Source organism: Priestia megaterium (assembly GCF_009497655.1).
Classification (GTDB): Bacteria; Bacillota; Bacilli; order Bacillales; family Bacillaceae_H; genus Priestia; species Priestia zanthoxyli.
Genome location: NZ_CP023317.1, coordinates 4,619,695 through 4,641,674, shown reverse-complemented (window position 1 = coordinate 4,641,674; position 21,980 = coordinate 4,619,695). Strand labels below are relative to the sequence as shown.

The 21,980-nt window shown below is 37.6% G+C and carries 26 protein-coding genes and 2 riboswitches; of the genes, 15 read left to right on the top strand and 11 right to left on the bottom strand.

Annotated elements, in window-relative coordinates; translation table 11 throughout:
• Positions 1-3 precede the first annotated feature (3 nt).
• The 3 genes from menC to CEQ83_RS23730 all read left to right on the top strand — a co-directional run bounded on the left by menC (position 4) and on the right by CEQ83_RS23730 (position 5,008).
• Positions 4-1,107, top strand: coding sequence for an o-succinylbenzoate synthase (gene menC / locus CEQ83_RS23740; RefSeq protein WP_028411865.1), 1,104 nt, complete (start codon positions 4-6; stop codon positions 1,105-1,107).
• Positions 1,108-1,385: 278 nt separating this feature from the next.
• Positions 1,386-1,571: riboswitch (cobalamin riboswitch) on the top strand.
• A 133-nt stretch (positions 1,572-1,704) separates the two neighbouring features.
• Positions 1,705-3,948: a ribonucleoside-diphosphate reductase subunit alpha gene (locus CEQ83_RS23735; protein WP_028411864.1), complete on the top strand. Its 2,244-nt coding sequence runs from the start codon at positions 1,705-1,707 to the stop codon at positions 3,946-3,948.
• Positions 3,949-3,964: 16 nt separating this feature from the next.
• Positions 3,965-5,008 (top strand): ribonucleotide-diphosphate reductase subunit beta, encoded by a 1,044-nt coding sequence (locus CEQ83_RS23730; protein ID WP_013059560.1) that lies wholly within the window; start codon positions 3,965-3,967, stop codon positions 5,006-5,008.
• 29 nt (positions 5,009-5,037) lie between these two features.
• Here CEQ83_RS23730 and CEQ83_RS23725 read toward each other — a convergent pair whose 3' ends face one another.
• Positions 5,038-5,241, bottom strand: a complete 204-nt coding sequence (locus CEQ83_RS23725) for a hypothetical protein (protein WP_013059559.1) — start codon at positions 5,239-5,241, stop codon at positions 5,038-5,040.
• 66 nt (positions 5,242-5,307) lie between these two features.
• Positions 5,308-5,466, bottom strand: a complete 159-nt coding sequence (locus CEQ83_RS23720) for a DUF1540 domain-containing protein (protein WP_013059558.1) — start codon at positions 5,464-5,466, stop codon at positions 5,308-5,310.
• A 207-nt stretch (positions 5,467-5,673) separates the two neighbouring features.
• On the opposite strand from CEQ83_RS23720, the gene CEQ83_RS23715 reads away from it, so the two are divergent.
• From CEQ83_RS23715 to CEQ83_RS23705, 3 genes are read left to right on the top strand one after another with little or no spacing between them, the layout of a single operon-like run.
• Positions 5,674-5,955, top strand: coding sequence for a DUF2325 domain-containing protein (locus CEQ83_RS23715; protein ID WP_028411863.1), 282 nt, complete (start codon positions 5,674-5,676; stop codon positions 5,953-5,955).
• 54 nt (positions 5,956-6,009) lie between these two features.
• Entirely contained in the window at positions 6,010-6,765 is a 756-nt protein-coding gene (locus tag CEQ83_RS23710; RefSeq protein WP_223546271.1) for a hypothetical protein, read from the top strand.
• Between the two features lie 15 nt (positions 6,766-6,780).
• Positions 6,781-7,239 carry a flavodoxin gene (locus CEQ83_RS23705; protein ID WP_028411861.1) on the top strand — a complete coding sequence of 153 codons (459 nt, stop codon included), beginning with the start codon at positions 6,781-6,783 and terminating at the stop codon, positions 7,237-7,239.
• Between the two features lie 29 nt (positions 7,240-7,268).
• On the opposite strand, the gene CEQ83_RS23700 is transcribed toward CEQ83_RS23705, so the two are convergent.
• Together CEQ83_RS23700 and CEQ83_RS23695 are read right to left on the bottom strand one after the other, a co-directional pair.
• Positions 7,269-8,306: a cytochrome d ubiquinol oxidase subunit II gene (locus CEQ83_RS23700; RefSeq protein ID WP_028411860.1), complete on the bottom strand. Its 1,038-nt coding sequence runs from the start codon at positions 8,304-8,306 to the stop codon at positions 7,269-7,271.
• A gap of 15 nt (positions 8,307-8,321) precedes the next feature.
• Complete coding sequence (locus CEQ83_RS23695; protein ID WP_028411859.1) at positions 8,322-9,656, bottom strand: cytochrome ubiquinol oxidase subunit I; 1,335 nt, start codon at positions 9,654-9,656, stop codon at positions 8,322-8,324.
• A 152-nt stretch (positions 9,657-9,808) separates the two neighbouring features.
• Here CEQ83_RS23695 and CEQ83_RS23690 point away from each other — a divergent pair, with 152 nt between their 5' ends.
• On the top strand, positions 9,809-10,054 hold the full coding sequence (locus tag CEQ83_RS23690; RefSeq protein WP_028411858.1) for a type B 50S ribosomal protein L31: 246 nt from the start codon (positions 9,809-9,811) through the stop codon (positions 10,052-10,054).
• A gap of 29 nt (positions 10,055-10,083) precedes the next feature.
• Here the strand turns inward: CEQ83_RS23690 and CEQ83_RS23685 are convergent, their stop codons facing one another.
• Both CEQ83_RS23685 and CEQ83_RS23680 read right to left on the bottom strand, forming a co-directional pair.
• On the bottom strand, positions 10,084-11,043 hold the full coding sequence (locus CEQ83_RS23685) for a metal ABC transporter solute-binding protein, Zn/Mn family (protein WP_028411857.1): 960 nt from the start codon (positions 11,041-11,043) through the stop codon (positions 10,084-10,086).
• 83 nt (positions 11,044-11,126) lie between these two features.
• Positions 11,127-12,314, bottom strand: a complete 1,188-nt coding sequence (locus CEQ83_RS23680) for a GTP-binding protein (RefSeq protein WP_028411856.1) — start codon at positions 12,312-12,314, stop codon at positions 11,127-11,129.
• Positions 12,315-12,433: 119 nt separating this feature from the next.
• Between CEQ83_RS23680 and CEQ83_RS23675 the strand changes: the two genes are divergently transcribed.
• Positions 12,434-13,006: a beta-class carbonic anhydrase gene (locus tag CEQ83_RS23675; protein ID WP_028411855.1), complete on the top strand. Its 573-nt coding sequence runs from the start codon at positions 12,434-12,436 to the stop codon at positions 13,004-13,006.
• 3 nt (positions 13,007-13,009) lie between these two features.
• Here CEQ83_RS23675 and yidD read toward each other — a convergent pair whose 3' ends face one another.
• Positions 13,010-13,237 (bottom strand): membrane protein insertion efficiency factor YidD, encoded by a 228-nt coding sequence (gene yidD, locus CEQ83_RS23670; protein ID WP_080754454.1) that lies wholly within the window; start codon positions 13,235-13,237, stop codon positions 13,010-13,012.
• A gap of 150 nt (positions 13,238-13,387) precedes the next feature.
• Between yidD and CEQ83_RS23665 the strand changes: the two genes are divergently transcribed.
• The 5 genes from CEQ83_RS23665 (at position 13,388) to ytkD (ending at position 15,940) form a co-directional block, all read left to right on the top strand.
• A complete protein-coding gene (locus CEQ83_RS23665; protein WP_013059547.1) occupies positions 13,388-13,861 on the top strand; it encodes an S-ribosylhomocysteine lyase in 474 nt (157 codons plus the stop codon).
• Positions 13,862-14,011: 150 nt separating this feature from the next.
• The gene (locus CEQ83_RS23660) at positions 14,012-14,452 is read left to right on the top strand and encodes a Dps family protein (protein WP_013059546.1); all 441 of its coding nucleotides are present in this window, start codon (positions 14,012-14,014) and stop codon (positions 14,450-14,452) included.
• Positions 14,453-14,544: 92 nt separating this feature from the next.
• Positions 14,545-14,970: a phage holin family protein gene (locus tag CEQ83_RS23655; RefSeq protein ID WP_014457957.1), complete on the top strand. Its 426-nt coding sequence runs from the start codon at positions 14,545-14,547 to the stop codon at positions 14,968-14,970.
• A 74-nt stretch (positions 14,971-15,044) separates the two neighbouring features.
• Positions 15,045-15,365 (top strand): hypothetical protein, encoded by a 321-nt coding sequence (locus CEQ83_RS23650; protein ID WP_028411854.1) that lies wholly within the window; start codon positions 15,045-15,047, stop codon positions 15,363-15,365.
• 104 nt (positions 15,366-15,469) lie between these two features.
• The gene (gene ytkD / locus CEQ83_RS23645) at positions 15,470-15,940 is read left to right on the top strand and encodes an RNA deprotection pyrophosphohydrolase (RefSeq protein WP_013059543.1); all 471 of its coding nucleotides are present in this window, start codon (positions 15,470-15,472) and stop codon (positions 15,938-15,940) included.
• Positions 15,941-15,986: 46 nt separating this feature from the next.
• On the opposite strand, the gene CEQ83_RS23640 is transcribed toward ytkD, so the two are convergent.
• From CEQ83_RS23640 to CEQ83_RS23630, 3 genes are all read right to left on the bottom strand, one after another.
• Positions 15,987-16,706: an ABC transporter permease gene (locus CEQ83_RS23640; protein WP_223269001.1), complete on the bottom strand. Its 720-nt coding sequence runs from the start codon at positions 16,704-16,706 to the stop codon at positions 15,987-15,989.
• A gap of 73 nt (positions 16,707-16,779) precedes the next feature.
• The gene (locus CEQ83_RS23635; protein WP_028411852.1) at positions 16,780-17,550 is read right to left on the bottom strand and encodes an ABC transporter ATP-binding protein; all 771 of its coding nucleotides are present in this window, start codon (positions 17,548-17,550) and stop codon (positions 16,780-16,782) included.
• A 1-nt stretch (position 17,551) separates the two neighbouring features.
• The gene (locus CEQ83_RS23630; RefSeq protein WP_028411851.1) at positions 17,552-18,550 is read right to left on the bottom strand and encodes an ABC transporter substrate-binding protein; all 999 of its coding nucleotides are present in this window, start codon (positions 18,548-18,550) and stop codon (positions 17,552-17,554) included.
• Between the two features lie 172 nt (positions 18,551-18,722).
• Between CEQ83_RS23630 and CEQ83_RS23625 the strand changes: the two genes are divergently transcribed.
• Together CEQ83_RS23625 and CEQ83_RS23620 are read left to right on the top strand one after the other, a co-directional pair.
• Positions 18,723-19,505, top strand: a complete 783-nt coding sequence (locus CEQ83_RS23625) for an alpha/beta hydrolase family protein (RefSeq protein ID WP_028411850.1) — start codon at positions 18,723-18,725, stop codon at positions 19,503-19,505.
• Positions 19,506-19,559: 54 nt separating this feature from the next.
• Positions 19,560-19,802: a DUF2584 domain-containing protein gene (locus CEQ83_RS23620; RefSeq protein WP_028411849.1), complete on the top strand. Its 243-nt coding sequence runs from the start codon at positions 19,560-19,562 to the stop codon at positions 19,800-19,802.
• Between the two features lie 34 nt (positions 19,803-19,836).
• Here CEQ83_RS23620 and pckA read toward each other — a convergent pair whose 3' ends face one another.
• Entirely contained in the window at positions 19,837-21,426 is a 1,590-nt protein-coding gene (pckA, locus tag CEQ83_RS23615; RefSeq protein ID WP_028411848.1) for a phosphoenolpyruvate carboxykinase (ATP), read from the bottom strand.
• Positions 21,427-21,800: 374 nt separating this feature from the next.
• Positions 21,801-21,918, top strand: a riboswitch (SAM riboswitch).
• Positions 21,919-21,980: the final 62 nt, after the last annotated feature.

Below are 21,980 nucleotides of genomic sequence, written 5' to 3'. Positions count from 1 at the left end.
TCGATGATTATCAAAAAAGTACATCTTTATAAAATTGACATGAAGCTTCTTTCTCCTTTTTCAACAAGCTATGGTACGGTCCAGGATCGAGAATTGATTTTGCTTGAAGTAGAAGATGAAAAAGGATTTACAGGATGGGGAGAAGTCGTTGCTTTTTCATCTCCTTGGTATACGGAAGAAACGATTCAGACATGTTTTCATATGTTAGACGATTTTTTAATTCCTTCGCTTCTTCACCAGCAGCTTCAAAAACCAGAGGATGTTCAAAAGTTATTCAAACCTCTAAAGCGGAACAACATGGCTAAAGCAGCTTTGGACTGTGCTGTATGGGATTTGTATGCAAAGCGCCAAAATAAGCCCTTAGCTGAAGTAATTGGCGGAATAAGGCCTGCTGTAGAAGCTGGAGTGGTAGTTGGCTTAAATGATATTTCCATCATGAAAGAACAAATAAAGACTTATATGAAAGATGGTTATAAGCGCTTTAAAGTGAAAATTAAGCCAGGCGCTGACTATGAGCTACTGAAACAAATTCGAGATGAATTTCCAAGCATTCCTCTTATGGCTGATGCCAATTCAGCCTATACGTTAAGCGATAGTGATTCATTGAAAAAACTAGATGAATTGAATTTAATGATGATCGAACAGCCGTTAAGTTCGGATGATATCCTTGATCATCGATTATTACAAAAGCAAATGAAGACGCCGATTTGCTTAGATGAAAGTATTGTGAGCTATGAAGATGCACGTCATGCAATCGAACAAAAAAGCTGCAAGATTATCAATGTGAAAATCGGTCGAGTTGGCGGAATGTCTGTAGCAAAAAAAATTCATGATTTATGCGCCCTACACGGTGTAAGGCTTTGGGTTGGCGGAATGTTAGAAGCCGGGATTTCACGAGCTCATAACATCGCCCTTGCCACACTGCCTTCTTTCACGATACCAGGTGACATTTCTGCGTCGTCTCGCTATTGGGAAAAAGATATTATTAAGCCCGAAGTAGAGGTAGAAGCCGGAGTAATAAAGGTGAAGGAAAAACCGGGGATAGGATACGATATTGATAAAAAGTTTATCAAAACAATCACAGCATTTGAAAAAGAATACAAATAATTAAAAACCGTTTTTTATGAAAAACGGTTTTTTTATTGATGTTGGCAATGTTTAGTAGAAAAATAGGACAAATTTTTTAAAAAGAGCACATTGTTCCATCAAGCGTGTCAAAACATGTTATGATGGAGTAGTTTGATGAAAAAAGTCGAAGGATTTTATCGTAAAAAACAAAATTATTTTTGAAAATAGGTTGATAGTTTTCTAAGTTGTCCTATATAATGTGTTTATAACATAACACAATATGTTGTTTGTTAAACAATAATAAAATACTATATTTTGTGTTTTCCAGTGAAAAAGGTGTCTGATAAAAAGACTTAAAAGGGAATTTGGTGAAAATCCAAAGCTGTCCCCGCAACTGTGAATGCTGATGAAATAAGGAGATCCACTGTGAGTAAACATCATGGGAAGGCCTTAAAGTAAAAAGAAGCATAAGTCAGGAGACCTGCCTTTTTTATGTCGTTTTATCTTCTTCGGGAGGTGAGAGGGTAGAGCGAGGATTGAGAAAAGACTTAGTGTCTTCTTCTATCTTCGTTCTATTCGCTCACCGAGGTACGGTGAGCGATTTTTTATTTTGAAGTGAAGAGAGGAGCCATATTTATGGTGAATACATTAAAGCCTACAATTCTACATGAATTAACTGCATATATTGAACGTTTAAAAAAAGAATTTACGCAACTTGATTTTTCTTTGTATGAGGAAAAGGTTATTCAAACTGTTACAGTAAAGGAAAATATGACGGACGAAAAGGTTGCAAACGTACTAATTTTGGCAGCCCTAGAGCGTATTTCAATGGAAGAACCAGATTGGACGTACGTGGCGGCAGACGTCTACTTAAACGAACTATATCGAAAAGCAGCGGACAACCGAGGTTATGATAAAAAAGAGAAGTACGGTTCGTTTTATCAGCTTATTCAAGAACTAACAAAAATCGGCATTTATAATAAACAGCTATTAAAAACATATACAGAAGAAGAAATTAATGAAATTGCTTCAGTCATTATTCCTGAACGCGATCGTTTATTTACATACATTGGATTGCTGACATTAGCAGATCGCTATTTAGCGACATCACATGATAAGCGTGTATACGAATTACCGCAAGAACGTTTTCTTATCATTGCTATGACGCTGATGTCTCAAGAAAAGAAAGAAAATCGAACAGCATTAGTAAAAGAAGCGTACTGGGCGCTTTCTAGTCTATATATGACGGTTGCCACACCAACACTCTCAAACGCAGGAAAGAGCTACGGACAGCTATCTAGCTGCTTTATTGATACGATTGATGACAGCTTACGCGGTATTTATGATAGCAATACAGATTTGGCCACGCTTAGTAAAAATGGAGGCGGAATTGGTGTCTACCTCGGTCATATTAGAAGCCGAGGAAGTGATATAAAAGGTTTTAAAGGCGTATCATCAGGAACAATTCCATGGATGAAACAGCTAAATAATACGGCTGTAAGTGTCGATCAGCTAGGTCAACGACAAGGAGCTATTGCTGTATATTTAGATGTTTGGCATAAAGACATTTTTTCATTCTTAGACGCGCGTTTGAACAATGGTGATGAACGCCAGCGCACGCATGATTTATTCACTGGCGTATGTTTGCCAGATTTGTTTATGGAAAAAGTAGAAGCACGTGAAGACTGGCACTTATTCGATCCTCACGAAGTTCGTACGCTGATGGGCTACTCGTTAGAAGATTTTTATGATGAAGAAGAAGGCAGCGGTTCGTTCCGCACTCGTTACGCTGAGTGTGTAAACAATGAACAGCTTTCAAGAGAAACAGTGCCTGCTATTGAGATCTTCAAGCGCATTATGCTTTCGCAGCTTGAAACCGGAACTCCTTATATGTTCTATCGTGATACGGTTAACCGAGCTAATCAAAACCGACACGCGGGCATGATTTACTGCAGTAACTTATGTACAGAAATCACGCAAAACCAAAGTACAACGGTCGTAACAGAGGAAATTACGGAAGACGGAAAAATTATTATTACAAAGAATCCGGGCGATTTTGTTGTATGTAATCTTTCTTCTATTAACTTAGCGAGAGCCGTAACTGAAGATGTACTTGAACGTTTAATTCCAATTCAAGTACGCATGCTTGATAATGTTATTGAGTTAAATGATTTGCCGGTACTTCAAGCAAAGCTAACGAATCAAAAGTACCGCGCAGTAGGGCTTGGCACATTTGGCTGGAACCATTTGCTTGCCTTAAAGAAAATAGCATGGGAGACAGATGAAGCGGTAGCATATTGCGATGAATTGTATGAACAAATTTCTTACTTAACCGTGCAGGCAAGCATGAACTTAGCTAAAGAAAAAGGCGCATATCCATTATTTAAAGGCTCAGATTTTGAGTCAGGCGCTTATTTTGAAACACGTGAATACACGAGCGAAGCGTGGAGTGAACTGCGTAGCGAAGTTCAAAGCAATGGGATAAGAAATGGATATTTAATGGCTGTAGCACCTAATTCATCAACATCTATTATCGCGGGTTCTACGGCAAGTATTGATCCGATTTTCCGTAAGTTTTATTCAGAGGAAAAGAAAAACTATAAAATCCCAGTGACGGCACCAGATTTATCGCCAGCAACAAACTGGTATTATAAGTCCGTTTATTTAATTGATCAGCACTGGAGCATTAAGCAAAACGCCAAGCGCCAGCGTCATATTGATCAATCTATTTCATTCAATTTATATGTACAAAATGATATCCGAGCAAAAGAGCTGCTGGATCTTCATATGACGGCATGGAAAGAAAAATTAAAAACGACCTATTACGTACGTTCAACATCAAGTGAAGTCATTGAAGAATGTGAAAGCTGTCATAGTTAAAAGGAGTGAATAATTGATGACAAGCATGTTAAAACGAGAATTAATGAACGAAACAGCTCCGAACCGTTCGACAGGAATCATCAACGGCAAGAGCTCCAATATTCTAAACTGGGATGACGTCCGATTTTCATGGGCGTTCCCTAAATACAAGCGTATGCTAGCTAATTTCTGGACGCCGTTTGAAATTAATATGGGTCAAGATATTAAACAGTTCCCTCAGTTAACCGCTGACGAACAAGAGAGCTTTCTAAAAATTATTGGCCTGCTGGCGCTACTGGACAGTATTCAATCAGATTATGCTAGCAAAGTAGCTGACTATGTAACCGATTCTTCGATTAACGCTCTAATGATTATTTTAGCGCAGCAAGAAGTGGTTCATAATCATTCGTATTCATATGTTTTATCAAGTCTTGTACCAAAAGGAAAACAAGATGAAGTATTTGAATACTGGCGTACAGACGAAAAGCTTCGCGCACGAAATGACTTTATTACAAACGGATATAAAGCATTTAGCGAAGAAGCAACGGTTGAAAACTTTTTGAAGTCTATGGTATATGATGTTATTTTAGAAGGACTTTTCTTCTATAGCGGATTTGCGTTCTTCTATAATCTTGCGAGAAATCAAAAGATGGTGGCGACATCTACGATGATTAATTATATCAATCGTGATGAACAGCTTCACGTTGGGTTATTTGAAAAGATTTTCAAGGAAGTACTAAATGAAAATCCAGCTTATCGTACGGAGGAGCTAGAAACGTTTGTAGTTGAAACGTTCCAAGAGGCAGCTCGTCTTGAAATTGAATGGGCGGAATCTGTTATTGGAGAAAAATTCGACGGCATTACGATGAAAGAACTGCAGCAGTACATTGAATATATGGCGAATAAACGCTGTAATCAGTTAGGCTTCGGTCGAGCTGCTTTCCCAGAAGCACCGATTGAAAATCCTCTTCGTTGGATTATTGCTTATCAAGAGGTAGATTTAGGGAAAACCGATTTCTTTGAACAGAAATCACGACAATATACAAAAGCATCAGATGCAAATGGATTTGATGATTTATAAACACAAAAGCTGACTAATTTCCTTATTGATTAGTCAGCTTTTTTTAAGTGAATAAGTCCAAGTTCTAACGCACGTGTGGTAATTAAGTCATCAATTTCTTCTGGAATGTTTTCAAGTGTTCCCCATTTGTATGTCCATAAATGAGTAAATGATTGTACATAGATTGGAAAGGTTTGTTCATTTGCTTTTATGGCTTCTTCTTTAAAAAAATGAATCAGTTGTTCAGTCTTCATACTAGTCTCCTTTTTTATGATCTTGAAGAGAGAAAAAAGACAACCCAGAGGCTGTCCTTTTGCGGGTTACGCTTCAGTTGGCTTGAACGTTTTACAGTCTGTTTCATAGCTGCTTGCTGCATGTTTTCCGCTATGACTTACTACGTAAATTTCTTCTGCACTGCAGTGATTTCCATTTTTCCAAAAGTGACAGTTATTTACTTCACAAAGAATGTTTTGTTCCAACGTTAACCCTCCTTTGTATGTGATAGCTATAGTATGGTCAAAATTCAACTAACTTATAAGAAAGGTGGTAGACTTTCATTTTAATTGAGAATTTTTATCAATTAAACATTGACAAAGAGAATCATTCTCAATTAAACTGTATATATAGTAAAGAATACAGGTTGTTGTCAAATCATTAAATGAATAATTAATTGGGAGGGAACAAACATGTCATCAGTCATGGTTGTAGGAGGAGACAGGTTAAAGCATATTACAGATCGTCTAGCGGGAGAAGGGTTTAATGAAGTAATTCATTTAGATGGCCGTAAAAGCAATATGGTGAAGCGAGAAATTCCCGAACATATTGGGTTTGTATTAGTTATTACGGATTTTATTAATCACAATATGGCAAAAGTCATTAAAGAGAAAGCAAAAAAACAGCAAAAACCAATTTATTTCGTCAAACATTCATGGAGTGCTATTCGTAAAGTGATTGAGCAAATTTCATGATTTAATTTTTGATCATTATTGAGAATGAATTTCAATTAGGGTGGTGAGACATAGATGGAACCGATAAAAGTGCATATAAAGACACTCTCCAATAACCACATCGAACAATTTATTCGATGTCCGTACAAATTTTATCAGCAGCAGCTTCTTTTGAAAAAGACATCTATAGATTGGAAACAGCATGTTCAAGTAACCGTCCATCAAATCATTAAAACATACTATAGCAAGCCAGTTGAGTATCGCTCAAACCTCTATGTTTTACAGCTTATTGAAAAATATTGGCGCCTAAAGCCAAATATGTTTTCATCACCCATTCACTATTACGATGTGTTAGCTAAAGTAAGTGATTATTTACTGAGGTTTTTAGGCGAGAAAACACATGTGGAGCTACCACTTTTTGTGTTTGAAAAATACAGCGTTTATGTAGAAGAAATTCAAAGCAACCTTTCTCTGACCATTGATTTTGCTGCATGGACAGAGAAGTCTTATACGGTAACAAAATTCATTCTAGATGACCATGAAGAAGTGAAGAACGCAATGAAAGACTTTATTATCGTTTTTTCGAAACAAGCTTTTCAAAAGGTTCCTGAACAAATTCGTTTTTATTCATTATTAACCGGAGAAACAACAACTTATTATATTGCAACAGGCGATTATGAAAAGGCCATACTTCAACTACATATTGTCAAAAGTGTGTTAATGGAACCAAAACATTTTCAAAAGAACTATGCATCCAGTGAGTGTGAAAACTGTCCTCTTAAGCAAGAATGTGATGAAGAAGGGGATGTGCGGCCCACACTGCTGGTGTAAAGGAGCGTCATTTACATGAAGGAAATCTTACTAGCTTATGCGAGTATGTCAGGCAACACAGAAGCGATAGCCGATTTGATCGAAGAAGAATTAGTCAAGCATGGATTGCATGTGAAACGAGCAGAAGTATATGACATTGCTGCTTCGGACCTTGTATTGGCAGAATCTATTATCTTTGGAGCTTATACGTGGGGAGATGGAGAGCTGCCAGATGATTTTTTAGATCTTTATGATGAAATGGATGATATAGATCTCAGTCAAAAGCAGATGGCTGTATTTGGTTCAGGTGATTCATCATATGATGTTTTTTGCGGAGCAGTTGATTTAATTGAAGAAAAAATAAAGGGACGCAACGGAAATATAGCTGTTCCTGGTTTGAAAATCGAGCTTTCTCCCTTTGGAGAAGATGTAGAAAAATGTAAGGTATTTGCTAAAGACTTTGCTGAAGTAGTGGCAAAATCTGCTGCTTCATAAGAAAACCCGGTCAAGTGCTGACCGGGTTTTTAATATGGCTTCTTTTTGCTGTATTCTTTATTATCTTTCATAAATAGACGCCAGAAATAAAAGAATCCAGGAAATAAAATCGCAAAGCCAACAATATACACAATAAATAACGAATGGAACGCATCGGGATGTGTAAATCCATTCTCAATCGTTACGTTTGGATACACGACATACGGTAAATGACTTCGTCCGTATACGTAACTTGCTAAGAAATATTGAAGGACGATTGATACCACGGCTAAACGAGGCATTCCTTTTCCTTTTTGAGAAGGCAGCAGCAGAGCAATACCAGCTACTACAAATAGACCTACAGACCCGTAAAGAAGAGGCTTAAACTGCATCATTTTATCATATAACCAGCTGGCTTCTGATTGCATTGTAATCATAATAAAGATAGCCATTAGCAGTGAAAGAGGTCCTGTAATGAGCGCATCGCGCCGATAGACCGCATAAGCTTCCATTTCGTCAGATGACTTCGAGTAGTCTGCTAATAAAAGAGACGACAGAAACAGGGAAGAAGTAATGGCAAAACCAATAAATGAATAGACGTGCGGACTTGAAAACACTCTTGCTAAATTTAATCGCTGCGTTCCGTCAATTACATCAATAAATCCACCTTGACTTACGGGCAGTACGGCGATTAAAAAAGCGGGAATTAATACGCCAGATATACCAGATACGTAAACCAACGCTCTCCGATATTTGAAGCTGCCAGCATAGTGTGAAAACACTAAAAATCCGCTTCGAATAGATAAGAGAAGTAAAATGATACTCCCCGGTACTAGTAGCACTGTTCCAAGCGTAAATGTAGCTCGCGGAAAAAAGCTAAACAGCGCAACAACAATCGCAACGATAAATACATTGGTTACTTCCCAAGTAGGCGATAGATATCTGTTTGCTACATCTGTAGCATTTGTTTTCGTACGGTTAATATAGACCATCGACCAAAAACCAGCTCCAAAGTCCATCGTTCCCATTACAGCATAGATAAAAATGAAGCCCCATATTACAGTAATTGCTAGTAATGAATCACCCATATTCTCACATCCTTTTTAATCTGCTTGCGCAGCAAGCTCTTTAGAAAGCGGATTTCGTCTAAAATAAAACACCAGTACAAGGGCGACTGCGGCCACGAGTACGATATAAACAAGCAAAAACAAGAAAAATAAAATATGCAAATTAGCAGAAGTAGTAACGGCTTCTGATGTACGCATGATGCGGTAAATGACCCAGGGTTGTCTGCCTGTACATGCGAAAATCCATCCGAATTCAATGCCCATGATCGCGAGAGGGCCCGTTGCGACAAATGCCCACATGAAAACTTTAGGGAAGCTTTTCTTCTTTAAAAACTTGTACCAAACAACGCCCACTAGCGCCACTAAAATTAAAATCGATCCGATAATGACCATACCGTTAAACAAGGTATGCACAAAAAGCGGCGGCCAATAATCTCTAGGGAAGTCATTGAGTCCAGTAATCACTGTATTAAAGCTATTACCCGACAAGAAGCTGAGCATCCATGGAAACTCAATGCCATACTTGACTCGCTGTTCTTTTTCATCTGTAAATCCGCCTAAAGCTAATGGCGCATGATCTTGCGTTTCAAATAGACCTTCAGCTGCTGCAAGTTTTTCGGGTTGATATTCGTATACTTTTTGCATCGATTCATGTCCATTCAAAGCTGTTACAAAAGAAAAAATCCCGCCGATTACTAATCCCATCATCAATGCTTTATGATGAAATTTATATTCTCTTGGATTATGTTTTCGCGCACGAAGCATTTTAAAGGCAGCGACTGAAGCAATGACAAAGCCTCCGGTTGTATAAGCAGAAACGGCTACGTGACCGGACGTTACAAAGAAACTCGGATTAAAGAAAGCTGCCCAAGGATCTACGCTTACAATTTCGCCATTTAAAATTCGAAAGCCAGCAGGTGTTCCTTCAAATGCGTGCACGTTTGTAATTAAAACGGCAGAGGCAAGAGCGCCTATTGCTACTAAAATGAGACTGATAATCCTCATTTTTCGAGAAATACGGTCCGCTGCGTATACGTAAATAGAGAGAAAAAGAGCCTCAATAAAGAAAGCATAAATTTCAATTTGAAAAGGAAGAGCCATCACTTTTCCTACGATTTCCATAAAACCCGGCCAAAGCAACGCTAATTGCACACCAGCAATCGTTCCCGTAGGAATAGCGACTCCAAGCAGGACAGCAGCTCCTTTTGTCCAGCGCTGTGCCATAAGTTCATAATCTTTATCTTTTGTTTTGTAGTAAAGAATTTCAGCCAATAAAATCATGAGAGGAATGCCGACGCCAAGAGTGGCAAAAATGATATGTACTCCCATGTTCAGACCAAACATTGAACGTGCAGTAACTAAATGATCCATTCATTTTTCAACCTTTCCAGTAAAGTATTGATAAACCTTATTGTCCACTTTTTACCACGCTTTATGCATCAGAATTGGTAAAACATATAACTTGAAAATAGTAATCATTACGATTATAATGAGTATATATTGTTTTAAAGGAGAGATATTTAATGAAAACAAATATTCATCCAGACTATCGTAAAGTTGTATTTATGGATACAAATAGCGGAACATCATTTTTATCAGGATCTACAAAACAATCAAATGAGAACGTTCAATGGGAAGATGGCAACACATATCCGCTCTTAAAAGTTGAAATTAGTTCGGATACACATCCATTTTATACAGGAAAACAAAAATTTGCTGATAAAGGCGGCCGTGTGGAACGCTTTAAGCAAAAATATAAATTACAATAAAAAAACTAGCCGAGAGGCTAGTTTTTTTATTAATATAATGCTTTTTTCAACGTATCAATGTTGTGTTGCATAATGGAGAAATAATCTTCTTTATTTTTAACATCGTTTTTCGTTAATGACTCTAAGTTATGAAGTGTTAAAGCTTGAGCTCCCACTTCATTTTTTACAAGTGTAGACACTTTAGGCTTTAAATTTTGGTCAAAGATAAAGTATTTGATATGGTCTTTTTTTGCTTGTTTTACGATGTTTTCTAATTGTTTTTGAGACGGCTCATTTGTAGGAGATAAACCCGCTACGCTAATTTGCTTTAATCCGTATCGTTTTTCCCAGTAGCCGTAGGCTGCATGTGATACTAAAATTTCTTTATGAGGTGCGTCGCCAATCGTTGTTTTTAACTCTTGGTTCACATCTTCAAGCTGAGTCTTTAAGGATTGGAAGTTCTTTTCAAATTCTGCTTTTTTATCTGGTTTTAATTCAACAAGTTCATTTTTAATATTTTCTGCTAATTGAATAGCTAAAATAGGATCAAGCCAAACGTGAGGGTCTGTATCTCCGTGGTGATGCTCTTCTTCATGTGCATGTTCGTCCTCATGGGCATGCTCATCTTCAGAACTCTTTGCTAGTTCAATTCCTTTTGCAGCTTCTACTAAAGCGACATCTTCATTCTTTAGCGTAGACTGTGCTTTATCTGCAAAGCCTTCAAGCCCAATTCCTGAGTAAACGAATGCGTCCGCGTTTGCGATTTTGACCATTGTTTTTGTGGTAGGTTCAAATGAGTGAGCATCTACACCTGTTGGTAAAATGCTTTTAGCTTCTACATATTTTCCACCGATTTTTTCAGTGAAATCCTGTAAAGGGTAAATTGTTGTGTAAACTTCTAATTTTTTATTTTTATTATCAGATGCGTTATTTGCACTGCTTGAACTGCACCCTGCAAGGGCTGTTCCAATTCCTAATGCCAGCACCATTAAAAGTGGTTTGAATTTCATTATGTTGCTCCTTCCGTTCGTATCGTAACCATTTATGACCTATGTTATTATATCGTAATTATTACGATTTGAAAACTAAAAATTTACGCACTTACTGTAAACTTAGGAAGGGGGTCTTTGAAAGTAGCCCAATCTTGATTCATTTCCTCATTTGTCAGCAAACAGTGGTCTAAAGTTTCAATTATTTCAGCTTTGTTCATATCAATACCAATGAATACAAGCTCGTTAATACGGTCTCCAAATTGTTCATCCCATTTTGCTCGTAATTCAGGTTCTTCCTTTAAGGTTTGTTCCCTTTCCTCTGCTATGTACGTTGCGACCCATTCACCCGCTCCTTGAATCATAATGGACGTACCTGCTTGAGAAAGAAGTCCTGCCATATGGTTACGTGAAGCAAGCCAGAAAAATCCTTTTGCACGTACAATATCAACCGGCCAGTCCTCTAACCATTTCATAAAGCGTTCAGGATGAAGGGGACGATTCCTTCTATATACAAAAGAAGAAATACCAAACTCTTCTGTTTCAGGCGTATGGTGTTCTTCATTTAATTCTTTAATCCATCCGGCTCCTTGACTAGCTTTTTCAAAGTCGAATAAGTCGGTATGAAGTATGGTTTCAAGTTTTACCTCACTATTAATTGTTTGGATAACAGTGGCCTCTGAGTTTAATTTGTGAAGAACAGCCTGCAGCTCATCTGCATCATCTTTTGTTAACAAATCAACTTTGTTTAATAAAATGACGTTTGCAAATTCAATTTGATCGATTAATAAATCAACCACTTCTCTTTTATCGTTTTCATCCGTTCCTTCTTTGCGGTCTAATAAGCTTTCACCTGATGAAAAGTCTTCCCAAAAGCGATTAGCATCTACTACAGTGACCATCGTATCTAATGAACATTTCTGAGTTAAATCAATGCCAAGCTCTTCATCAATATAAGTAAATGTTTGAGCAACAGGGATAGGTTCGCTGATTCCGGAAGATTCAATGACAATATAATCAATATCATCATTGTCAGCCAGGCGTTCTACCTCTTTCATTAAATCATCTCGAAGCGTACAGCAAATACAGCCATTTTGCATTTCAACAAGTTTTTCTTCTGTTCGAGAAAATCCGCCTTGTTTAACTAAGTCTGCATCAATATTTACTTCGCTCATGTCATTGACAATGACCGCGACCTTTAAACCTTCTTTATTTTTTAAAATATGGTTCAAAAGAGTTGTTTTACCTGACCCAAGGTATCCGCTTAAAACGGTAACGGGAATTTTTTTCACTGTTATAACCTACTTTCTTGTCTTTAAATAATAATGATTACGATTTAACACTTTTCATCTTATAGGAAAAAGTATTATAATACAAGAAAGAATTTTTTTTATGAAGGAGAAGACAGCAAATGAGCTTATTACAAGATGTTTTAGAATTCAACAAAAAATTTGTAGAAGAAAAGAAGTATGAACTTTACGAAACAAGCAAATTCCCTAATAAAAAAATGGTTATTTTATCGTGTATGGACACAAGATTGGTAGAACTGCTTCCGCACGCTTTAAATCTGCGTAACGGAGACGTGAAAATTGTTAAAAATGCAGGAGCACTTGTTTCACATCCATTTGGAAGTATTATGCGAAGCATTTTAGTAGCTGTGTACGAGCTACAAGCTGATGAGGTATGTGTAATTGGTCACCATGACTGCGGAGCAGGTAAACTTCAGGCGGAACCTTTTTTAGAGAAAGTAAGAGCAAAAGGCATCTCAGATGAAGTGATTAATACCATTGAATATTCTATGGACTTGAAAAAATGGTTAACGGGTTTTGATTCAGTAGAAGAGACTGTTCAGCATAGTGTAGAGACAATTCGTAATCATCCTCTATTTTCAAAAGATACTCCTGTACATGGACTAGTTATTGATCCAAATACAGGAAAGCTAGATGTTGTTGTAAATGGGTATGAAGCAATCGAAAACAACTAAAGCTTAGTGTGATTTTTTCTCAGGTACTTCATCGATGCCACCCGGATGGAACGGGTGGCATTTTAAAATGCGTTTTATAGTCAAATAAGATCCCTTTACGGCACCAAAGCGTTTAATGGATTCAACTCCGTACTGGGAGCAAGTAGGGTAAAACCGGCACCTTGCCGGAAGAAAAGGCGAAATTCCTTTTTGATATCCTTTTATAAGTAAAAGCAAAAGCTTTGCAATCATTTATTATCACGTTCTTTCTTTCGTGTTTGCTCATACTATAAGGGATAGAAGGAATAAAAAGCAACTAAAAGAAATAAAGGTTATTAAATGGATGAAATATATCGGAATTGCATGTTATGATAGGTGAAAGAAGAAAAAAGGAGTGGTATTATGCCATCAGTAGAAAGTTTTGAGCTAGATCATAATGCGGTTAAAGCACCTTACGTAAGACACTGCGGTGTTCACAAAGTGGGAAGCGACGGCGTTGTAAATAAATTCGATATTCGTTTTTGCCAACCAAACAAACAAGCAATGAAGCCGGACGTTATTCATACGTTAGAGCATTTATTAGCTTTTAATATTCGTACTCATGTAGAAAAATACGATCACTTTGATATTATTGATATTTCGCCTATGGGATGTCAAACTGGGTACTACTTAGTAGTGAGCGGCGAGCCAACTGTACGTGAAATCATTGACTTGTTAGACGATACGTTAAAAGATGCAATTAATATTACTGAAATTCCAGCAGCAAACGAAAAGCAGTGTGGTCAAGCGAAACTTCACGATTTAGAAGGAGCAAAACGCTTAATGAAGTTCTGGTTAGAACAGGACAAAGAAGATTTAGAAAAAGTATTTGGCTAAAAATAAGCAGTCCGCTGGGCTGCTTATTTTATTTGGAAAAGATAAATGATTAAAGAAAGGGAAATGTCTCTTTTTATGAAAAAAATGTTTTAATCAACTAAAAAAGGGTACAACTATACTATACAAAGAGTTCACAAAGGAGCGAAAAACATGGCAGCAAATGTAAATGAAATTGTTAATAAACAAGTGGCAAACTTTAGTGTAATGTACATAAAACTTCATAATTTTCATTGGTACGTGAAAGGTGAACAATTCTTCACTCTTCATGAAAAGTTTGAAGAGCTGTATACGGAAACAGCTACAATTATTGATGACCTTGCAGAACGCCTCTTAGCATTAGAAGGAAAACCTGTGGCAACAATGAAAGAATCGTTAGAACTTTCTTCTATTAAAGAAGCGGATGGAAGCGAAACGGCTAAAGACATGGTTGCTTCTTTAGTAAGCGATTTTGATACGCTAACTGCTGAATTAAAAGAAGGAATGGATGCAGCCGGTGAAGCGGGCGACGAAACAACAGGAGACATGCTGTTAGCCATTCATCAAAGCTTAGAAAAACATACGTGGATGTTAAAATCATTCCTAGGCAAGTAAGTAAAACCTGCGAGTACTCGCAGGTTTTTTTTATGATAAGATGGACGAACACTTTTTTTTCACTGGCATATACTGTAGGGATATGACTGCTTATGACTGCTGAAAGGGTGAAAAAAGTGGATATGCAGAAGCTTTCTGTCTTAATAATCTCAAGTTTAGGTTCACTGGCTTTTTTTTTATTTGGAGAGTGGGACTATTTACTAATGGCTTTAGTAGCATTAGTGGCAATGGATTACTTGACGGGTACAATTGCAGCTTTTATAAATAAACGTTTATCTAGCAAAGTAGGTTTTAAAGGAATTGCCAAAAAGATTTTTATTTTTGCCATGATTGCTGTAGCAAACTTTATCGATTCTGTATTTTGGGAAAACGGTCATATTATTCGAGATGGAGCTATTTTGTTCTATATTTTAAACGAAATGATTTCAATTACAGAAAACGCAAGAATTGTAGGGGTTCCGATTCCAGAGCCGTTAAAAAAAGCAATAGCGATTTTAAAAGACCGCTTTAAATCGTAGAGTGTATAAAAAAAGAATAAGATACACATAAGAAAGATAAGTTGGCACTAGAAAGAAGGAGCTGAATATCTTTCATGACAAAAAAATATTATGTATCTCTGAGTTCAGGAGAAATCAATCAGTCAAATACTGCTTCAGATTGGAATTATGCGATTGAAGCAACAGATGAAGAAGTGGAGCAGCTGAGAATCTATTTAGATCAGCGCGCTTCAAGCGATTGGTCAAGCTTTTGGCGATCACATATTCCGTATCTGGAATATCATCATGATTCTCAAAATGATATGTACGATAAAACAACAGTTGAGATATATGCCATGCTTTATAAGCTGGGAGACGATGAAACAAAATCACATATCAAACAGATGAATATTTTATCTTCAGATAGAACGGAATAAGGGGTAAAAAGCAAAGAAAAAAAGTACGAGCATACTTTTCTTATCAGGTATGGCCGTAATGTATGATAAAATAAGGGAAAAATCAAATGGAGTTTGAGTCGACCATGTACACATTTAAGGATGCATATCATAATCAAGTATTTTTATCATTTGAAAAAAATCCATTCTCGAAAACTCCACGTCATGTTTGGGTCGTATGCAGGTATGAAAATCAATGGTTGCTAACGAATCACTCAAAACGAGGTTTAGAATTTCCCGGAGGAAAACTAGAAGGCAATGAAGTACCAGAAGAAGCAGCGGTTCGAGAAGTGTTTGAAGAAACAGGCGGAGAAGTCTCTTCTTTAACTTATATTGGTCAATATAAAGTAGTAAGTAAAGGAAAGACTATTATTAAAAACATTTATTTTGCTACGATTGGAAATGTAATTAAAAAAGAAGACTACATGGAAACAGATGGTCCCGTAATGATTGACGAACTACCTTCGGGCATTCAACAAGATGATGCGTACAGCTTCATCATGAAAGATAATGTTTTACAATATGTAATGAAATATGTAAAGCGAACATTTTTGTAAAAGCATCATATCAACGAAAATACCCCCGTTTGTACGGGGGTATTTTTTATGAGCGTCGGATCAATTTCTTTTCTAAATAAGCCACGCCTTGGTACATAATCGTAGCGAAAATGGCAATTAATAATAAGCTGAGAAGAACAAGAGTAAAGTTGAAGACTTGGAAACCATAAATAATCATATATCCAAGCCCTTTTGAAGAAACTAAAAATTCTCCTACGATGACGCCTACCCAAGATAAACCGACGTTTACTTTAAATGTGGAAATAATGGCAGGCATGGAAGCTGGAAGAATTGCTTCTTTAAAACAGCGGGTTTTCGTTGCCCCGAAGCTTTTTAGTAATTTAATATAGTTTGGATCCACTTCTTTAAAGGCTGTGTAAACGACGATGGATGTAATAATAACGGATATAATCGCTCCCATCGTTAAAATTGAGAAAAATCCTGGACCGATCGCTACTATTAAAATAGGGCCCAGCGCTACTTTAGGCATGGCGTTTAAAATAACGAGGTAAGGGTCTAATATGTTTGCAAGCCTAGTTGAATACCAAAGGGCCGTTGCAAGTAAAATACCTAGCAATGTGCCTAAAATGAAGCCAAGAACCGTTTCAAATAATGTAAAACCAATATGTTCTGCTAGCGAGCCGTCGGCAAGTTTAATTAAAAATAAATGCCACACTTTAGTAGGGGAACTGAAAATTAAAGGATCAATCCACTTTAAACGAGAAGCTAGTTCCCAGAAGCTAAAAAAGGCTAAAAAAATGACCATCTGCACGCTCAGTACTAATCGTTTTTCGCCCCGAACCTTGCGAAGGTAGCTTTCGTGAAGAGTATCTAGGGAGCTAGTGGGTTTCAAGTTGATCAAGCTCCTTCCATATGTCCATAAATAAATCGTTATAGACAGGATGCTGTCGTGCTTCAAACGGAGAGAGGGTTCGTAAAATAGAAGGAACCGTAAATGTTTTTGCGATCTTCCCCGGCTTGGCTGAGAATAAAAAGATTCGGCTGCTCATAGCAATGGCTTCGCCGATATCGTGCGTGACCAAAACGGCCGTTTTTTGATAGGTCATCAGTGTTTTGGAGACAAGTTCTTCAAGCTTGAGTTTTGTTTGAAAATCAAGTGCTGAAAAAGGCTCATCCAAGAGTAAAATAGCGGGGTCAATGGCAAGTGTTCGGACTAAAGCGACGCGTTGTCTCATGCCTCCGGATAACTGGTGCGGATATAGGTCATCTACGTCCTGTAAACCAATTTCTTTTAGAAGTGAAAGTGCTTTACTCTCTGTTTTATCTGTTAGCTGTCCGCGAATTTCAAGCCCAAGTAAAATATTTTCTTTAATGGTTTTCCACGGAAACAAATAATCTTGTTGAAGCATATAACCGATGTTTGGGACTGATGTTCCGATATTTTCACCGTCTATTGTGACAGAGCCGGACGTTGGTTCAATCAAGCCTGCAATAATCGATAGAAGCGTCGTTTTTCCACATCCGCTTGGGCCGAGAAAGGAAACGAATTCTCCTTCTTCAATAGACAAATTAATATGTTCAAGTGCAGTGGTAGCAGACTTTGTCGTAAGGTACATATGTTGAATATCTTGAATGTGAAGTTTTGTCATATTACTCCCTCATTGCATCTTTTGCGAATTTTGTGTTGACTAGCTTGCTGTGATCAATGTGTCTTGGAAGTTCTCCAGATTCGTCCATGATTGTTTGTAAATGATCCCACTCTTTCTCATCTAATAAAGGGTTAGTTGCAAAGGATTTTTGCGATTTATAGCGGTCAATAACAGTTTTTAGCGTGTCTTTAGGTGTATCTTCAAAATACGGTGCAACCACTTCAGCAATTTCATCTGTGCTATGTGTATTCACCCATTTTTGTGCTTTGTAAATAGCTCGAGTAAATTTAGCTGCTGCTTCAGGGTTATCTTTTAAATAGCTTTCTTTGGCCATAAATGTTGTATAAGGAACTGTTCCTGATTCTTTTCCGAAGGAAGCAACGATATGTCCTTTTCCTTGTTTCTCTAAAATACTAGCCGTTGGCTCAAATAATTGAACGTAATCTCCAGTACCAGAAGCAAAAGCATTCGCAACGTTAGCAAAATCAATGTTCTGAACGAGTTTTACATCTTTTTTAGGATCAATATTATGCTGTTTTAACACATATTCCCCTACCATTTGCGGCATGCCGCCTTTGCGTTGACCAAGAAACGTTTTGCCTTTAAGCTGATCCCATGAAAATTGATCGACCTTTTTACGTGCTACTAGAAATGTTCCGTCGGTTTGGGTTAGCTGTGCAAAGTTGATGACGGGATCACTAGACCCTTGTGCATATACGTAGATTGACGTTTCCGAGCCGACTAAGGCGACGTCGATGCCATCAGATAAAAGTGACGTCATTGTCTTATCTCCGCCCCAAGTTGTTTTTAAATCTACCTTTAGTCCTTCTTCTTCAAAAAAGCCTTTTGAAATAGCGACGTACTGGGGAGCATAAAAGATAGAGCGAGTTACTTCGCCGACACGAACCGTTTGTACAGATGTTGTTTTGCTGCAGCTAATTAGTGGAATGAGTAAAATCATAATAGCAAGCAAAGAAAAAAGCCATTTAATTGGTTTCATAAAGCAAACCTCCTTAAAGTAATAAAATATTTTATGATAATGTATGTAAAGAAGTGGAAGAAGGTGAGTGCCTATATAACTATGTGGAAAATCAAAGAAGTAGTAGTCAACGACTGAAAGTAAACCTTAGCGGAAGAAAGTAGGCTAGTTATATAAAGAATGGAGGAAAAAAATGAAAGATGGAACAATTCTTCATAAACAGCGTTTCCCATCATCAAATCCTCGCGTGACGCTGTGGGTGATTACATATGCATGTCAAGGGCTTAAGATTAAAGGAATGCTTGCAGAGCCAAAAGAAAAAGGAATGTATGACGGCTTTTTATACTTAAGAGGAGGTATTAAGAACGTAGGAACGGTTCGCCCTGCTCGACTCATTCAATTTGCTTCACAAGGTTTTATTGTGATGGCTCCGTTCTATAGGGGAAATCAAGGAGGCGAAGGAAACGAAGATTTTGCAGGAGATGATCGTTACGATGCTTTTGCTGCTTACGATTTACTGAAACAGCTCCCTAACGTCCACCATGACCGCATTCATATTTTTGGGTTTTCACGAGGGGGAGTGATGGCTTTACTCACAGCCATTGAAAAAAAAGACAGCCGTTCTCTTGTGCTATGGGGAGGCGTCACGGATATGGTGCTGACATATGAAGAAAGAGAAGATTTAAGAAGAATGATGAAGCGGGTGATTGGAGGAACTCCTTCTAAATATCCTGAAAGATACGAATGGAGGACACCTTTGCATCGTGCTCATCTCGTCGAGCCGCCGGTCTTGCTTATTCATGGTTTAGAAGATAAAAACGTCTCAATTGATCATTCCTATCAGCTCGAATCTAAACTAAAGAAGTCCAATAAAAAAGTTACCAGCTGGTATTTTGAAAACTTTCCACATGCTTTTCCACCAAAAGAAAACCGAGAAACGGTAAAGAAGTTAACGAAGTGGATGAAAGCGCAATAAAAGATATGCTACGATAGAAAAAACAAGTAGAATAACAGTGAGGAGTGAGAGAAAATGGGGATGCCGCTAGAATTAAATACAATGATTGTGACAAAAGGCAACGAAAAGCGTGTAACAGATAACATTTTTCAAGTTGAGAAAAAAGGATATCGTTTGTATCCGTTGGATATTCCATTAAACATTCACAAAACGAAAAATGGAGAATGTATTGGAACTGCTGTTGTGCGTAAGGTAGAAATGGAGCAGGAAAAAACCATTGTCACATATGAACTGACAAAATTACATTCGACTAACTAAAAAACCGATCGTCTATAAGACGATCGGTTTTTTATTAGACTCTAGGTCCGCCTAATGTTGAAATGTCCGATGCTACATCATTAAAACGCTTGAAGTTCGCTTTGAATTTAGCGGCAAGTTCAGTTGCTTTTTGGTTATAAGCTGTTGCATCGTTCCATGCTTTAGAAGGCTGAAGCACTTCATCAGGAACTCCCGGAACATGAGTTGGAATCGATAAACCAAAAATAGCATCTGTTACTGTTTCGGTATTAGCTAGTTCTCCTTCAAGAGCTGCTTGAACCATAGCTCGAGTGTAACTTAACTTCATTCGTTCACCCACGCCGTATTCACCGCCGGTCCATCCAGTGTTTACAAGGTAGACATTTACGTTATGTTCATCGATTTTCTTTCCTAGCATTTCTGCATAAGTTGTTGGAGCAAGAGGTAAGAAAGGCTCACCAAAGCATGTAGAGAAAGTAGCCTGTGGCGATGTTACGCCGCGCTCTGTTCCAGCTAACTTACTAGTGTATCCGCTCAGAAAATGGTACATCGCTTGTTCTTTTGTAAGCTTGCTGATTGGAGGTAAGACGCCGAAGGCATCAGCAGTTAAAAAGACAATAGCTGTAGGGTGCCCAGCAACGCTTGGCAATACCGTATTATCAATAGAGTCAATTGAATAAGCGGCACGAGTATTCTCTGTTAAACTATTATCATTGTAATCTGCTACTTTCGTATTTTGATTCAACACTACATTTTCCAGTACTGCGCCGAAGCGAATTGCATTAAAAATTTGCGGTTCTTTTTCTTCGGAAAGCTGAATGCACTTCGCGTAGCAGCCTCCTTCAATATTAAATACACCAGAGCTTGACCAACCGTGCTCGTCATCTCCGATTAAACGACGGTTTGCATCAGCAGAAAGCGTTGTTTTACCCGTTCCAGATAAACCAAAGAATAATGCAACGTCACCTTCTTCTCCTACGTTAGCAGAACAGTGCATGGATAGAATATTGTTTTGAGGAAGCAAGAAGTTCATCACTGAGAAAATGGATTTTTTCATTTCACCAGCGTATTCAGTTCCTCCAATTAGCACAATGCGTCGCTCTAATGAAAGAATAATGAAGGTTTCCGAATTCGTCCCGTCTGTTTCAGGGTCAGCTTTGAACGTTGGAGCTGCTACAATTGTAAACGGCTTCACATCATCATTTGTTTTTTGTTCAGCTGAAGGGCGAATGAATAACTGCTGAGCGAATAGGTTGTGCCATGCAAATTCATTAACTACTTGAATTGGTAACTGATACTTTTTATCAGCTCCAGCATATCCATTAAAAACAAAAAGTTCATCCTGCTTCTTTAAGTGGGTTAAGACTTTTTTGTATAGCGCATCGAATCGCTGAGCAGAAATTGGCTGATTGACGGGTCCCCATTCAACCGTTTTTGAAGATACAGCATCGCTTACAATAAATTTATCCAAAGGAGAGCGGCCTGTATATTTTCCGGTTTCGACTGACACAGCACCTGTAGAAGTCAGCGTTCCTTCGCGTCGAGCTAGAATTTTTTCAACAAGTTGTGGAACAGATAATTGGTGTTTTGTTGTTTTTAATTGAAGCAAACCATTTAATTCGATAGACATATCAACAGTACTCATGTGCACTACCTTCCTTTTTTAGCTATTATTTATTCATTAATGTTTGAAATTTATAATTAGTATAACACATTTATTTAATTATTCTATACTATTTAACTAAAAATGTTTGTGTATTATAAAAAAATGTACGTTATACCTATTTTAGACACATGTATATGTGCTAGAAGCGAAAAAAGTGAAGCTATTTCAAGTGAAAGCCTTTTTTTGGTCTGTCTTGTTAACCAAACTTCGTGATCATTCTTAATAAGGTATACTATTTTTAAATTTGAGTATGTTACATTAAAACAGATTCAAACATAAAGAGATGATTTCCATTTGAATGTTGTTGACAGTGAAGCGCTTTTTCATGTATTATATGTCCTTGAACGGATACTCTCTTATCCCGAGCTGGTGGAGGGACAGGCCCTGTGAAACCCAGCAACCATCGTCATTTTTTTGTGTAGACGATAAGGTGCTAACCTGATGCAAGGGCACAACCTTGATCGATAAGAGTGAAAGGCTTATGTAGAATTTGATACCTTTCCTCGATACAAGGAAAGGTTTTTTTATATTTT

Coding starts and splice junctions, on each gene's coding strand:
- menC (WP_028411865.1), top strand. CDS start 4: ATGATTATCAAAAAAGTACATCTTTATAAAATTGACATGAAGCTTCTT.
- CEQ83_RS23735 (WP_028411864.1), top strand. CDS start 1,705: ATGGTGAATACATTAAAGCCTACAATTCTACATGAATTAACTGCATAT.
- CEQ83_RS23730 (WP_013059560.1), top strand. CDS start 3,965: ATGACAAGCATGTTAAAACGAGAATTAATGAACGAAACAGCTCCGAAC.
- CEQ83_RS23725 (WP_013059559.1), bottom strand. CDS start 5,241: ATGAAGACTGAACAACTGATTCATTTTTTTAAAGAAGAAGCCATAAAA.
- CEQ83_RS23715 (WP_028411863.1), top strand. CDS start 5,674: ATGTCATCAGTCATGGTTGTAGGAGGAGACAGGTTAAAGCATATTACA.
- CEQ83_RS23710 (WP_223546271.1), top strand. CDS start 6,010: ATGGAACCGATAAAAGTGCATATAAAGACACTCTCCAATAACCACATC.
- CEQ83_RS23705 (WP_028411861.1), top strand. CDS start 6,781: ATGAAGGAAATCTTACTAGCTTATGCGAGTATGTCAGGCAACACAGAA.
- CEQ83_RS23700 (WP_028411860.1), bottom strand. CDS start 8,306: ATGGGTGATTCATTACTAGCAATTACTGTAATATGGGGCTTCATTTTT.
- CEQ83_RS23695 (WP_028411859.1), bottom strand. CDS start 9,656: ATGGATCATTTAGTTACTGCACGTTCAATGTTTGGTCTGAACATGGGA.
- CEQ83_RS23690 (WP_028411858.1), top strand. CDS start 9,809: ATGAAAACAAATATTCATCCAGACTATCGTAAAGTTGTATTTATGGAT.
- CEQ83_RS23685 (WP_028411857.1), bottom strand. CDS start 11,043: ATGAAATTCAAACCACTTTTAATGGTGCTGGCATTAGGAATTGGAACA.
- CEQ83_RS23675 (WP_028411855.1), top strand. CDS start 12,434: ATGAGCTTATTACAAGATGTTTTAGAATTCAACAAAAAATTTGTAGAA.
- yidD (WP_080754454.1), bottom strand. CDS start 13,237: ATGATTGCAAAGCTTTTGCTTTTACTTATAAAAGGATATCAAAAAGGA.
- CEQ83_RS23665 (WP_013059547.1), top strand. CDS start 13,388: ATGCCATCAGTAGAAAGTTTTGAGCTAGATCATAATGCGGTTAAAGCA.
- CEQ83_RS23660 (WP_013059546.1), top strand. CDS start 14,012: ATGGCAGCAAATGTAAATGAAATTGTTAATAAACAAGTGGCAAACTTT.
- CEQ83_RS23655 (WP_014457957.1), top strand. CDS start 14,545: ATGACTGCTGAAAGGGTGAAAAAAGTGGATATGCAGAAGCTTTCTGTC.
- CEQ83_RS23650 (WP_028411854.1), top strand. CDS start 15,045: ATGACAAAAAAATATTATGTATCTCTGAGTTCAGGAGAAATCAATCAG.
- ytkD (WP_013059543.1), top strand. CDS start 15,470: ATGTACACATTTAAGGATGCATATCATAATCAAGTATTTTTATCATTT.
- CEQ83_RS23640 (WP_223269001.1), bottom strand. CDS start 16,706: ATGGTCATTTTTTTAGCCTTTTTTAGCTTCTGGGAACTAGCTTCTCGT.
- CEQ83_RS23635 (WP_028411852.1), bottom strand. CDS start 17,550: ATGACAAAACTTCACATTCAAGATATTCAACATATGTACCTTACGACA.
- CEQ83_RS23630 (WP_028411851.1), bottom strand. CDS start 18,550: ATGAAACCAATTAAATGGCTTTTTTCTTTGCTTGCTATTATGATTTTA.
- CEQ83_RS23625 (WP_028411850.1), top strand. CDS start 18,723: ATGAAAGATGGAACAATTCTTCATAAACAGCGTTTCCCATCATCAAAT.
- CEQ83_RS23620 (WP_028411849.1), top strand. CDS start 19,560: ATGGGGATGCCGCTAGAATTAAATACAATGATTGTGACAAAAGGCAAC.
- pckA (WP_028411848.1), bottom strand. CDS start 21,426: ATGAGTACTGTTGATATGTCTATCGAATTAAATGGTTTGCTTCAATTA.